The 12262-nt window shown below is 75.6% G+C and carries 13 protein-coding genes; 4 read left to right on the top strand and 9 right to left on the bottom strand.

Annotated elements, in window-relative coordinates; translation table 11 throughout:
* Nucleotides 1–55 precede the first annotated feature (55 nt).
* Complete coding sequence (locus ACGFX4_RS23920; RefSeq protein ID WP_393077895.1) at nucleotides 56–982, bottom strand: M48 family metalloprotease; 927 nt, start codon at nucleotides 980–982, stop codon at nucleotides 56–58.
* 3 nt (nucleotides 983–985) lie between these two features.
* Complete coding sequence (locus ACGFX4_RS23915; RefSeq protein WP_393077892.1) at nucleotides 986–1381, bottom strand: BlaI/MecI/CopY family transcriptional regulator; 396 nt, start codon at nucleotides 1379–1381, stop codon at nucleotides 986–988.
* A gap of 187 nt (nucleotides 1382–1568) precedes the next feature.
* Here ACGFX4_RS23915 and ACGFX4_RS23910 point away from each other — a divergent pair, with 187 nt between their 5' ends.
* Nucleotides 1569–2144 carry a TerD family protein gene (locus tag ACGFX4_RS23910; protein ID WP_393077890.1) on the top strand — a complete coding sequence of 192 codons (576 nt, stop codon included), beginning with the start codon at nucleotides 1569–1571 and terminating at the stop codon, nucleotides 2142–2144.
* A gap of 6 nt (nucleotides 2145–2150) precedes the next feature.
* Here the strand turns inward: ACGFX4_RS23910 and ACGFX4_RS23905 are convergent, their stop codons facing one another.
* The 3 genes from ACGFX4_RS23905 to ACGFX4_RS23895 form a co-directional block, all read right to left on the bottom strand.
* Entirely contained in the window at nucleotides 2151–2393 is a 243-nt protein-coding gene (locus tag ACGFX4_RS23905) for a DUF6296 family protein (RefSeq protein ID WP_393077888.1), read from the bottom strand.
* Nucleotides 2394–2516: 123 nt separating this feature from the next.
* Nucleotides 2517–3416: a hypothetical protein gene (locus ACGFX4_RS23900; protein WP_393077885.1), complete on the bottom strand. Its 900-nt coding sequence runs from the start codon at nucleotides 3414–3416 to the stop codon at nucleotides 2517–2519.
* The gene (locus tag ACGFX4_RS23895) at nucleotides 3413–4462 is read right to left on the bottom strand and encodes an SPFH domain-containing protein (protein WP_393077882.1); all 1050 of its coding nucleotides are present in this window, start codon (nucleotides 4460–4462) and stop codon (nucleotides 3413–3415) included. Before ACGFX4_RS23895 ends, ACGFX4_RS23900 begins: the two co-directional genes overlap by 4 nt.
* 107 nt (nucleotides 4463–4569) lie before the next feature.
* Between ACGFX4_RS23895 and ACGFX4_RS23890 the strand changes: the two genes are divergently transcribed.
* Nucleotides 4570–5328, top strand: a complete 759-nt coding sequence (locus ACGFX4_RS23890; protein ID WP_393077880.1) for a crotonase/enoyl-CoA hydratase family protein — start codon at nucleotides 4570–4572, stop codon at nucleotides 5326–5328.
* A 118-nt stretch (nucleotides 5329–5446) separates the two neighbouring features.
* On the opposite strand, the gene ACGFX4_RS23885 is transcribed toward ACGFX4_RS23890, so the two are convergent.
* Nucleotides 5447–6313: an NAD(P)-dependent oxidoreductase gene (locus ACGFX4_RS23885; protein WP_393077877.1), complete on the bottom strand. Its 867-nt coding sequence runs from the start codon at nucleotides 6311–6313 to the stop codon at nucleotides 5447–5449.
* 79 nt (nucleotides 6314–6392) lie between these two features.
* Here ACGFX4_RS23885 and ACGFX4_RS23880 point away from each other — a divergent pair, with 79 nt between their 5' ends.
* Both ACGFX4_RS23880 and ACGFX4_RS23875 read left to right on the top strand, forming a co-directional pair.
* A complete protein-coding gene (locus ACGFX4_RS23880; RefSeq protein ID WP_393077874.1) occupies nucleotides 6393–6935 on the top strand; it encodes a GNAT family N-acetyltransferase in 543 nt (180 codons plus the stop codon).
* Between the two features lie 190 nt (nucleotides 6936–7125).
* Nucleotides 7126–8571 (top strand): aminopeptidase, encoded by a 1446-nt coding sequence (locus tag ACGFX4_RS23875; RefSeq protein ID WP_393077871.1) that lies wholly within the window; start codon nucleotides 7126–7128, stop codon nucleotides 8569–8571.
* A gap of 172 nt (nucleotides 8572–8743) precedes the next feature.
* Here the strand turns inward: ACGFX4_RS23875 and ACGFX4_RS23870 are convergent, their stop codons facing one another.
* Genes ACGFX4_RS23870 through ACGFX4_RS23860 form a run of 3 tightly spaced genes read right to left on the bottom strand, consistent with a single transcriptional unit; the run spans nucleotide 8744 to nucleotide 12152 of the window.
* Nucleotides 8744–9616: an SGNH/GDSL hydrolase family protein gene (locus ACGFX4_RS23870; RefSeq protein ID WP_393077869.1), complete on the bottom strand. Its 873-nt coding sequence runs from the start codon at nucleotides 9614–9616 to the stop codon at nucleotides 8744–8746.
* Nucleotides 9613–10860 carry a glycosyltransferase gene (locus ACGFX4_RS23865; RefSeq protein ID WP_393077867.1) on the bottom strand — a complete coding sequence of 416 codons (1248 nt, stop codon included), beginning with the start codon at nucleotides 10858–10860 and terminating at the stop codon, nucleotides 9613–9615. The genes ACGFX4_RS23870 and ACGFX4_RS23865 overlap by 4 nt, the downstream gene beginning before the upstream one ends.
* Nucleotides 10857–12152 (bottom strand): glycosyltransferase family 4 protein, encoded by a 1296-nt coding sequence (locus ACGFX4_RS23860; RefSeq protein WP_393077864.1) that lies wholly within the window; start codon nucleotides 12150–12152, stop codon nucleotides 10857–10859. The genes ACGFX4_RS23865 and ACGFX4_RS23860 overlap by 4 nt, the downstream gene beginning before the upstream one ends.
* Nucleotides 12153–12262: the final 110 nt, after the last annotated feature.

Below are 12262 nucleotides of genomic sequence, written 5' to 3'. Positions count from 1 at the left end.
AGACGGCGACCGCGTCCTGATCGGGTGACCGGCCGGCCAAGGCCCGCCCGAGGCGTCAGAGCGGGGTGGTGACCTTGAGGATCAGGAGCAGGGCGCCGGCCGCGTTGAGGGCCGAGACGGCGGAGACGGCGGTGCCCGCGGCGGCGAACATGGTGGCGAGGGTGGCCGGGCTGTGCGCCGGGGGCCAGGCGTGCGGGACCGGGCCGAGCAGGGCGGCCACCCGGCGGGGGACCGGCCCGGGGGCGGCGAAGGCGGGCAGACCGGCCGGGTGCGGGGCGGAGATCAGCGCGGCCCGGGCGACCGCGCGGGCGGTCAGCCGGCGGTCGCCGACCGCGTGCGCGGCCACCTCGTCGGCCCACCGCTCGGTGTTGTAGGCCACCGCGTGGTGCAGCGGCCGCAGGAACGGGTTGACGCAGCCCGCGAGCCGGGTGACCAGCAGGTGGCGGTGGTGGCGGTGCGTCAGGTGGGCGCGCTCGTGGGCGAACAGTGCGGTGCGCTCGTCCTCGGCGAGGCCGCCGAGCATGCCGGTGGAGACGACGATCCGTCCGCCGTCCGGGCCGGGGAGGGCGTAGGCGTACGGCTGCGGGTCGGGCAGCACGGCCGGGCCGGGCCCGGTGGGCAGGCCGGCGACGGCGCGCAGCGCGTCGAGGCGGACCCGGCGGTGGCGGCGCAGCGTCCGGGCGCAGGCGGCGACCACCGCGGTCAGTGCGACGATCGCGCCGCTGCCCACCGCCTGGTGGAACGGGACGGCGTCGCGCACCTCCGGGTCGGACCAGCTGTCCGGCAGCGGGTTGCCGGGGATGTGCGCGGTGCCGACCACGAACAGCAGGGCCAGGCTGACCGCGCTGCACAGCGCCATCGCCGCGGCGATCGTGGTGAGCAGGCGGGCGGCGGCGCGCGGGTGCAGGTGGTGGCCGGCCAGCCGGGCGATCGGCAGCGCGGTCAGCGGCAGGACGAGGGGGAGGAAGACGGCCGTGCCCACGGGTCAGCTGCCGCCGTCCGTCGCGGCGTCCAGGAGCTGGCGCAGCAGCTCTTCGTCCTGCGGGAGCAGGGCGGTGACGAAGCTGGCGAGGACCGCGTCCCGGTCGGCGTGGGTGTCCAGCACGCGGCGCATCCGCAGGGCGGCCAGCCCGGCCGCGTCGGCGGAGGCGAGCCAGCGGTAGGAGCGGCCCGAGCGGGCGCGCGAGACGGCGCCCTTGGCGTGCAGCCGGGACAGGATCGTCATCACCGTGGTGTACGCGAGGTCGCCGGGCAGCCGGTCCTGCACCCAGTGCGCGGTGACCGGGCCGGGCGCGGCGCGCAGCGCGTCCAGGACCTGGGCCTCCAGTTCGCCCTGGCCGCGTCGGCGGGGGCGGGCGGACAGGTCCAGGTCCTCGCTCATCGGCTCTCCCTCGGTGGCTGGTTGCGCGCCATCCTACGAGGCGCCGATGTCCGCGCGGATGACGGGTCGTGCGGTTGACGGGTCGTGCGGTTGACGCGGCGTCGGTGCGGGGTGCGTGGTGGATTCCGCCGCGATCTACAGTGTTGTAGATTCGAAGGACTGACGGGGAGAGCAGCTGGAGGGAACCATGGGAGTCACGCTCGCCAAGGGCGGCAACGTCTCACTGACCAAGGAGGCCCCGGGCCTCACCTCGGTCATCGTCGGTCTCGGCTGGGACGTCCGCGCCACCTCCGGAGCCGCCTTCGACCTGGACGCCAGCGCGCTGCTGTGCGACGCGTCCGGGCGGGTGCTCAGCGACCAGCACTTCGTCTTCTACAACAACCTGCGCAGCCCCGAGGGTTCGGTCGAGCACAGCGGCGACAACCTGACCGGTGGCGGCGACGGCGACGACGAGCAGATCCGGGTCAACCTGGCCGCCGTGCCGCCGACCGTGGCCAAGGTGGTCTTCCCGGTCTCGATCTACGATGCCGACCAGCGCCGGCAGAGCTTCGGACAGGTCCGCAACGCCTTCATCCGGGTGGTCAACGAGGCGGACGGCAGCGAGGTCGCCCGCTACGACCTCTCCGAGGACGCCTCCACCGAGACCGCGATGGTCTTCGGCGAGCTGTACCGCTACGGCACCGAGTGGAAGTTCCGGGCGATCGGCCAGGGCTACGCCTCCGGCCTGCGCGGGATCGCGCTGGACTACGGCGTCAACGTCTGATCCGGGTCAGTCGCCGGACGACGGGAGCGGCTCGGCGTGCATCGGCGTGCGCGGGGTCTGGTGGCCGCCGGTGGCGAGCATCCGGACCTCGCCGCGGTCGCTGATCTCCGCCCGGACGATGCCGGAGGCGTCCGCGTAGACCGGGTGACCGCCCGGTCCGGTCGCGCCGGTGGCCTCCACCACGACCACGTCCTGCTTGGCGTGGCCGCCGGGCTCGCCCGGGAAGGTGAGTGCGAAACGTCGGGCCATCACGAGCCTCCTTGTCGGCCTCGGTCCCATCGTAGGCGTACCGGGGTGGACCGGCCGGGAGGAGCGGGCGCACGGCGGGGCGGGTCGGAGCCGGTCGTGGCGGGTCGGAGCCGGTCGTGGCCGTCAGGGCAGCAGGCGCAGGTGCTGCGGGGCGATCGCCAGGTGGACGGTCTGGCCCCAGGTGAGGTGCAGCGCGTCGGACTCGATGCCGTCACCGAACGCCACCAGGTGGTCGGACTCCACGGTGAGCGCGAGCCGGTCACCGCCGGTGAGCAGCCCCTGGACGTGGGTGGTGCCGGTGACCGGCGACGGCCACGCCTCGCGGACGAACCAGCTGAGCGCCGGGGTCGTCGGGTCGGGCAGGGCCAGCGCGCTGCCCCGCTCCAGCCAGGTGGAGCGGCACCAGCCGGTCGCGCCGGTGCCGGTGCCGACCAGCACCCCCGAGGACGCCTGGGACTCGTCCGCGCCGCCCGGCGGGGAGAGCCGGTACCGGGCCGTCTGGTGGCCGCTCTGGCCGAAGTAGATCTCGTTGAGCGCCAGCAGCCGCTGGGTGTCGTCCGCCACCGCCTCGACCATGGTGCGTTCCTCCAGTCGGGCGTCCGCGCCGGGCGAGGCCGCCGCGCGCAGCAGCGCGGCGGCCCGCTCGGGCCGGTGGCGGACCAGCACGCCGGCGTTGCGGCCCGGATCGGCGTCCACCCCGATCACCGGCTGCCCGGTGAGGTACTTGGCGGTGTTGGCGACCAGCCCGTCCTGGCCGACCACCACGACGACGTCCTCCGGCCCGAAGAGGAAGCGGTCGAGGTCGGAGCGCTCCACCCGGGTGCGGCGCCAGTCGAGCGGGATCGCCGCGGCCACCTCGGCCAGCGCGGCGTGCGTCCGGTGGTGGCGCTGCTCCGTCTCGGCGAGCGAGCGGCCGCGGGAGTTCAGGAAGAACTCGGCCTGGCCGCGCGAGCCGTGGTGGGCCAGCAGCTCCTCGTACTCGGTGCGGCGGTGGACCAGCACCACCCGGGGCGCGAGGCTCACCGCTGCTCCCCGGCGGCGGGCGCGGCGCCGAGCCGGCCGAGCAGGCCGGTGAGGACGTCCGGGGTGAGGGTGATGCTGTCGATCCGGGGCAGGTGCTCGGCCAGCCGGATCAGGGCCAGCGCCTGGAGGACCTCCGGGCCCGCGGTGCGGTGCGCCTCCAGCCAGGCGGCCTCGGTGGCGGCCTTCGCCTCGCCGAGCGCGCGGTCGGCCTCGGCCTTGGCGGCGGCGAGCAGCCGGGCGGCGTCCGCCTCGGCGGTGGCGAGGCGGGTGCGGCGGACCGCCTCGGCCTCGGCGCGGACCGCGTCGGCGGCCGCGTTCTGCTCCGCCTCGCGGCGCGCGTTGGCACCCTGCTGGTCGACCAACTGCTCCTCGCGGCGGGCGAGTTCGATGCGGTTGGCGAGCTCGTTCTCGGCGATGGCGCGCTCCCGCTCGACCGCGAGGGCGCGGCGCTCGTAGGTCGCGCGGTCGGCCTCCTGCTGGACCAGCTCGCGGGCCGGGGTGCGCAGGGCGCGCTCCATCTCGGCCTCCGGGCGGACCGAGGTGACGCGGACGGCGATCACCGCGACGCCGATCTCGGCGAGCCGGGGCTCGGCGGCCAGCCCTTCGGAGACCCGGGCACGGACGGCGGTGACGCCGTCGACCAGAGCGGTGGCCAGCGGGGTGCGGGCGATCAGCTCCAGCGCGTGCTGCTGGGCGGTCTCGGTGAGCAGCGTGCCGAGCTGGTCGAGCGGCTCGCCGCGCCACACGCCGGTGTCCGGGTCGATGCCGAAGTCCAGGCGGGTGGCGGCCGTCGTGGGGTCGCTGATCCGGTAGGTGACGGTGGCCTGGACGGTGAGGTCCTGGAAGTCGGCGGTGGTCGCGTGGAACAGCATCGCCAACTCGCGGTCGTCCGCCGGGATCTCCGAGATGGCGGAGGTGAGCGGGCGGAACCAGAAGGTCAGTCCGGTGCCCTCGTGGGCGAGTTGGCCGCGGCGCAGGTGGCGGACGTGGGCGGTGGGTGCGGCGCGCAGGTGGCGGAAGCCGAAGCGGCGGGTGATGTCGGCCATCGGGGACTCCTCTTTTCGTCGTTGTGACGATAAGCGGTCTTGGCGGTTCTCGTCAAGGGGACGATAATGGGGGGGCGGGGGGATCGACTCGGAGAGGGTGGTTGCCGATGGTGCGGGTGGAGAAGGACGGCCCGGTGTGGACCGTGGTACTGGACCGGCCGCAGGCGCGGAACGCGGTCGACGGGCCGACCGCGGCGGCCCTGGTCGCGGCGTTCGAGGAGTTCGACGCCGACGCGAGCGCCGCGGTTGCGGTGCTCTGGGGGGACGGCGGGACCTTCTGCGCGGGCGCCGACCTGAAGGCGGTGGGGACGGAGACGGGCAACCGGCTGGCGGCGGACGGCCCCGGGCCGATGGGCCCGACCCGGATGCGGCTCGGCAAGCCCGTCATCGCCGCGATCGCCGGCCACGCGGTGGCCGGCGGCCTGGAGTTGGCGCTCTGGTGCGACCTTCGGGTGGCGGGCGAGGACGCCGTGTTCGGGGTGTTCTGCCGGCGCTGGGGCGTCCCGCTGATCGACGGCGGAACGGTACGACTGCCGAGGCTCATCGGGGAGAGCCGGGCGATGGACCTGGTGCTCACCGGGCGGCCCGTCGACGCCGCCGAGGCCGAGCGGATCGGACTGGTCAACCGCCTGGTGCCGGCCGGCGAGGAGCTCGCGGCGGCCCGCGAACTGGCCGCGCAGCTGGCCGCGTTCCCGCAGGTCTGCCTGCGGCACGACCGGCTCTCGGTGCGCGAGCAGGACGGAATGACCGAGCCCGAGGCGATGGCCAACGAGTGGCGGCACGGCGCGTACGCGCTGGGGGCGGAGACCGTGGCGGGGGCGCGCCGGTTCGCGGCGGGGGAGGGGCGGCACGGGGAGTTCCGGTGACCGCCGGGAGGTGCCACTCGGGGTGGGGGCATGTCGAACCCCTGGCCGGGGAGGTGGAATCCGCCGGGCGACCCGGAGTGATCCTCCGTCGTGCGGGGCCGGATCCGGCCGTTCGGGGTCAGGCCTTGCGGGCGCGGGAGGTCTCGGCGAGGGCGGCCAGGTCGTGGCCGCCGCGGCCGTCGGCGATCGCCTGCCGGAGGGCGTCGCCGAGGACCTCGGCGAAGGGGAGGGCGACGTCGGAGGCGGCGGCCGTGTCCAGGGCGAGGGTGACGTCCTTCAGGCCGAGGGCGAGCCGGAACCCGGCGGGCTCGTAGCGGCGTTCGGCGATCAGGGCGCCGTAGCCGGAGTACACCGGGCCGGGGAAGACCGTGTTGGTGACCACGTCGAGGAGGGCGGCGGCGGGGATGTCGTTCGCCTCGGCGAGGGCGGTCGCCTCGGAGAAGGCCTCGATGGCGGAGGCCAGCATGAAGTTGGTGCAGATCTTGGCGACGTTCGCCGCCTCCGGGCGCTCGCCGAGGTGCCAGGTGCGCTGACCCATCGCCTCGAACAGCGGTGCGGCCAGGGCGAGATCCGCCTCGGCGCCGGCGGCGAGGATGTTCAGCCGGCCGGTGGCGGCGACGTCGCTGCGGCCGAGGACCGGCGCGGCCAGGTAGCCGACCCCGTGCCGGGCGTGGAGCTCGGCGGCGCGGCGGGCCAGGTCGGGGGAGACGGTCGCCATGTTGACGTGGACCGCGGCCGTCGCGGCGGCGAGCAGCTCGTCGTGGAGCAGCAGGTCCGCCACGGCCCGGTCGTCGGCGAGCATCGAGACCACGGCGTCGCAGGCGAAGGCGTCGGTGGGGGAGTCGGCGCGCCCGGCGCCCTCCGCGACCAGGGCCTCGACGGGCTCGGGCGAGCGGTTCCAGACGGTCAGGGTGTGGCCGGCGGCCAGCAACTGACGGGCCATGCCGCGGCCCATGGCGCCGAGTCCGACGAATCCGACGTGCACGGTGACGCTCCCGGTGGTGGAAATGGTACGGGCACCAATCAGCCTACGGCGTCGGCGGCGAGGGGCGAGGATGGACGGCATGAGTCTTGTGGTGAGGTCCGTGCACACGGCCGACCTGGCACCGGACGACCTGGCCGAGGCGCGGCAGCTGATGGAGGACGTGTTCGAGGGCGAGCTGACGCCCGAGGACTGGGACCACTGCCTCGGCGGGCTGCACGTGCTCGGCCGGGAAAACGGGGAACTGGTCGGCCACGCCGCGCTGGTGCAGCGGCACGTCGCGTACAACGGCCGGGCGCTGCGCGCCGGTTACGTCGAGGGCCTGGGAGTGCGGGCGGACCGGCGGCGGCGCGGGTACGCCGGGGTGCTGATGGCCGAGGTCGAGCGGGTGATCGACACGGCGTACGACCTGGGCGCGCTCGGGGCGAGCGAGGACGGGATGCCGTTCTACCGGCAGCGCGGCTGGCTGCCGTGGACCGGGCCGACCTCGGCGCTCACCCCCGGCGGGGTGGTGCGGACCGCGGACGAGGACGGCTGGATCCTGGTCCGTCCGGGGGCGGTGGCGCTGGACACCGCGGGCGGGGCGCTGATGGTGTGCGACTGGCGGGACGGGGACGTCTGGTGACGGTCCGTCGGAACGCAGGATGTTCGCCGTCGGCGGAATTTTAGGTCGTGTGCACGTCAGGGTGGGTGCGGTGCCGGATCGGCCGCCCCCGGCCGGTCCGAAGACCCGGAACCGGTCCAACCGGGGGTGTTCAGCGGCGTGTTGACCCCGTTAGGTTCACCGCGACCGAAGTGGACCCAGAGGAGGGTGTATGCGCAGGACGCTCGGATGGCTGCTGTCGCTCGTGGTGCTGATCGGCACCGTGGGCGCGGCCGGCTTCACGGCACAAGCGGCCACCGCCGCGGAGTCGGCCGCCGCGGTGGACATCAAGGACCGGATCCTCGGCATTCCCGGGATGAGTCTGATCGAGGAGAAGCCGTACCCCGGCTACCGCTTCTTCGTACTGACTTTCGAGCAGCCGGTCGACCACCGGCAGCCGTGGAGGGGCACCTTCCAGCAGCGCCTGACCCTGCTGCACAAGGACGTGTCGCGTCCGACGGTGTTCTTCACCTCCGGCTACAACGTCAACACCAGCCCCCGCCGCAGTGAGCCGACGACGATCGTCGACGGCAACCAGGTGTCGCTGGAGTACCGCTTCTTCACGCCCTCGCGGCCCGACCCGGCCCACTGGGACGACCTGACGATCTGGCAGGCCGCGGCCGACCAGCACCGCCTCTTCACGGCCCTGAAGCGGATCTACGCCAAGAACTGGCTCGCCACCGGCGGCAGCAAGGGTGGCATGACGGCGACGTACTACGAGCGCTTCTTCCCGCGCGACATGGACGGCGTCGTCGCCTACGTGGCACCCAACGACGTGGTGAACAAGGAGGACTCGGCCTACGACCGGTTCTTCGCCGCGGTCGGCACCAAGGAGTGCCGCGACCGCCTGAACGCCGTGCAGCGCGAGGCGCTCGTGCGCCGCGAGCCGCTGGAGGCGAAGTACGCGGCGGCCGCCGCCGGGAACGGCTGGACCTTCGGCACCGTCGGCAGCCTCGACAAGGCCTACGAAGCCGTCGTGCTCGACTACGTGTGGGCCTTCTGGCAGTACAGCCTGCTCGCCGACTGCGCGGCGATCCCCGCCGCCGCCACCGCGAGCGACCAGGAGATCTGGGACACGGTCGACGCGATCTCCGGGTTCTCCGCCTACACCGACCAGGGTGTGGAGGCCTTCACGCCGTACTACTACCAGGCGGGCACGCAGCTCGGCTCGCCGGACATCGAGCAGCCGCACCTGGCCGGCCTGAGCCGCTACGGCTACCAGCCGCCGCGCAACTTCGTGCCCCGCGACATCCCGATGACCTTCCAGCCCGCGGCCATGCGGGACGTGGACACCTGGGTGCGGAACAACGCGGACCGGATGCTCTTCGTCTACGGGCAGAACGACCCGTGGGGTGCCGAGCCGTTCCGCCTCGGCCACGGGGCGCACGACAGCTACGTGATGATCGCGCCGGGCGCCAACCACGGGGCGAGGGTCGCCGGACTCGTCGACGGCGAGCGGGTGCTGGCCACCGCGAGGATCCAGCAGTGGGCCGGGGTCGCCCCGGCCTCCGCGCCCTCCCTCACGGGTGGTGCGACGCCGACGGCACAGCCACTGGCCGCGCCGGACGCTGTGCTCGACCAGGTCGACCTGAGGCGCGAGCCGCAGCTGCGGCCGTAGCCACGGAGCCGGTGTCGCGGAGCCGGTGTCGCGGGGCCGGTGTCGCGGGGCCGGTGTCGCGGGGCCGGTGTCGCGGGGCCGGTGCCCGCGTCGCCGGTGCGCGGAGGGGGTCTCCCGGGTCCGTCGGCGACGACGGTCCGGGGGGCCCTCGAGCACGTCCCGGCCCGGCCCCTCAGGCCGAGGCGACCGGGGTGTCGGGCCGGTCGGAGGCGGCCGGCGCCGGGCGGGGCAGGCGGCCGAGGGCGGCCGCGGTGCGCCGGTCGGCGGTGGCGTCGAGGCGGGCGGCGGTGCCCCGCAGCAGGTGACGGGCCTCGCCGGCGGCGAGGGCGAGCAGGCCGGGCAGCAGGTCGGTGGAGCGGGCGGCGACCCAGCGGGTGCCCTGGGTGGCCATCCACCAGAGGTCGGCGGCCGCGCCGGGCGCGGTGGTGGTGACCGGGCCGACCGGCGGCCCGACCGGGTGGCCGGCGGCGGCGAGCAGGGCGTGGAACTCGGCGGCGATCAGCCGGTGGCCGGTTGCGCTGGGGTGCAGGCGGTCCACGCTGAGCAGGGCGCGCTCGCGGTGCCAGGGGAGGTCGGCGAGGTGCAGGTGGACCGCCCCGTGGCGAGTGGAGAGCTCGTGCACCACGGCGTTGACGGCGCGCATCCGGCGGGCCAGCGGCCGGGCGAGCAGCGCGGGCAGGCCGAGCAGCCGCCCCGGGTCGGGCAGGCACCCGGTCAGCACCACGGCCCCGGCGGCGGTGAGCGAGGAGAGCGCGGCGTCGAGGTGGCGGGCCGTCAGGTCGAGGTCGAAGGAGGCGCGCAGGGTGTCGTTGCCGCCGATCAGCACGGCGGCGACGGCCGGGCGCAGGGCGAGCGCGGCGGGCACCTGGCCGACCAGCAGGTCGCGGCTGAGCGCGCCGCTGGTGGCGAGGTTGCGGAACTCCACCGGCCCGGGGGAGAGCGTCGGGGCGAGCATGGTCGCCCAGCCGCGCCAACCCGAGGGGACCGGGTCGCCGATCCCCTCGGTGAGCGAGTCGCCGAGGGCCGCGAAGCGGACCGCCGTCATCGCTGCTCCCCGACGGCGGGGGCGGGAATGGCGGGGCGGGGCGCGGTGGGTCCGGGTGCGGGCGTGGTGGGCCCGGGTGCTGGCGCGGGTGCGGGTGCGGGCGTGGTGGTGCGGCGGGGCGGGGCGTCGTGCGCGGCGAGGAAGGCGGCGGTGGCCGCCGCCCAGCTGAACGTCTCGGCGCGGGCCCGGGCGGCGGTGCGCCGATCGGTCTCCGGCCGCTTCAGCAACTCCCGTACCGCGCGGGCGAATCCGGGCCCGTCGTCGGACGCGGCCAGGCCGCCGCCGCCGATCACCTGCGGCAGCGCGGAGGAGCGGCTGACCGCCACCGGCGTACCGCAGGCCAGGGTCTCCAGCGCGGCCAGGCCGAAGGTCTCCACCGGGCCGGGCGCGATCACCGCGTCCGCGGTGGCGAGCAGCGCGGCGACCTCGGAGCGGTCGGCGAGGTGGCCCAGGAACCGTACCGGGAGCCGTAGTTGCTGGGCCCGGTGCTCCAGGCGGCGGCGCAGCGGGCCGGTGCCGGCGACGGCGAGGACGGCCGGGATCCGGTAGCGGCGGCGCAGTTCGGCGAGGGCCTCCAGGGCGCGTTCGGGCTTCTTCTCGCCGGAGAGGCGGGAGCACATGACCAGGAGCACCTGGCCCGGTTCGGCGAGGCGGGCGCGCAGCTCCGGGTCGTACCGGTCGGGGTGCATCACGTCCAGGTCGACGCCGAGCGGGGCGTGCACCAGGTTGGTCGTGGCGATCCGGCGGAACTCCTCGGCGGCCCAGTCGGTGGTGCACAGCACGGTGTCGTACGCGGCGGCCGTGCGGGTGTTGAGGCGGTCGGCGATCCGGCGGGCGAGCAGCGGGGGCAGGCCGTTGGCGCCCAGGACGCCGGTCGCGGACTCGTGGGAGACCATCATCGCGCGGACGCCCCGCTCCCGGGCCCAGTGCCCGGTCCAGCGCAGGGTGGTGCGGTCGGAGACCTCCAGCCGGTCGGGCAGCAGGTCGGCGAGGACGCGGGAGACCCGGCGGCGGTCGGTGAGCACCCGGTAGCCGCCGCTCGCGGGGACGCGGCGGCCGGGCAGGGTGATCACCCGGCCCTGTTCGGTCCACTCGTCGCGGTGCTCGGGGCCGGGGACGATCAGGGTCGGCTGGTGGCCGGCGGCCAGGTAGCCGGCGCCGAGGTGGCGCAGGGCGGTGCGGAGGCCGCCCGAGACGGGGGTGACGAAGTTCGCCACCCGGACGATGCGCAGCGGTCTGCTCACGCCGGCTGCTCCTCGGCGAGCGAGGTGGGCGAGGGGAGGGCGGCGGCGGGGGCGGCAGCGGGGGCGGTGTCGGTGAGCGGCGCGGGGGCGGACGTGGCGGTCCGCGGGGCGGGGATCGCGGGGACGGCGGCGGTGGTGACGGTGGTGACGGGGGCGCCGGCCGCGGCGAGGACGTCGTGGTAGTGCTGGATCAGCTGGTCGCCGACGGCCTCCCAGGTGCGGTCGGTGACGTCGGCGCGGCCGGCGGCGCCGTACTCGGCGCGCAGCTCGGGGTCGGCGGCGAGGGTGGCGACGGCGTGGGCCACGGCGGCGGCGTCGCGGGGTGCGACCAGCAGGCCGGTGCGGTGGTGGCCGACCAGGTCGAGCGGGCCGCCGACGGCGGGGGCGACCACGGGCAGGCCGCTGGCCATCGCCTCCTGGATGGTCTGGCAGAAGGTCTCCAGCGGGCCGGTGTGCACGAAGACGTCCAGCGAGGCGTACAGCCGGGCGAGTTCCTCGCCGGTGCGGCGGCCGAGGAAGAGCGCGCCGGGCATCGCGGAGCGCAGGGCGGGGGCGCTCGGGCCGTCGCCGATCACCACGACCCGGACGCCGGGGAGGCGGGAGGCCTCGGCGAGCAGGTCGACGCGCTTCTCGGGGGCGAGCCGGCCGACGTAGCCGACCAGGACCTCGCCTCCGGGGGCGAGGCTGCGGCGCAGGGCCTCGTCGCGGCCGGAGGGGTGGAAGCGGGCGGAGTCGACGCCGCGGGCCCACAGCCGGACGTTGGGGACGCCGTGCGCGGTGAGGTCCTGGGCGGCGGGGGTGGACGGGGCGAGGGTGCGGGCGGCGGAGCGGTGCACCGAGCGGATCCGCTGCCAGGCGATGGCCGAGCCGACGCTGCTGCCGAACCGGTACGCCTGGGCGTAGCCCGCGAGGTCGGTCTGGTAGACCGCGACGGTGGGCAGGCCGAGCCGCTCGGTGATCCGTGCGGCCCGGGCGCCGAGGATGAACGGGCTGGCGAGGTGGACGACGTCCGGCCGGTGCTCGGTGATCGCGGCGGCCAGCGTCCGGCTGGGCAGGGCGATCCGCACCTGCGGGTAGCGGGGCATCGGTACGGACGGGATCCGCACCACGGGCAGCGGGGTCTGGTCGGGCCCGAAGGAGTGCGGCGGGCAGTGGGCGCCCCGGGCCGGGGCCGGGGTGATCACCAGTGGCTGGTGACCCCGGCGGACGAGGTGTTCGGCGGCCCGCAGCACGCTGTGGGCCACGCCGTTGACCTCGGGCGGGAAGGACTCGGTGACGATGGCGACTCGCATGCCAACGTTGTTGCCGCAGCGGGCGTGCGGCCAGCCAAGGGGACCTTTCGCGCAGGCGAACGTCTGCCAGCTATTTCGCACACGGGTTTGGGGAGGCTCGGCGATTCGCG

The sequence above is a fragment of the Kitasatospora sp. NPDC048365 genome (genome assembly GCF_043200835.1).
Classification (GTDB): Bacteria; Actinomycetota; Actinomycetes; order Streptomycetales; family Streptomycetaceae; genus Kitasatospora; species Kitasatospora terrestris.
This window is presented reverse-complemented; position numbering and strand designations above follow the sequence as displayed.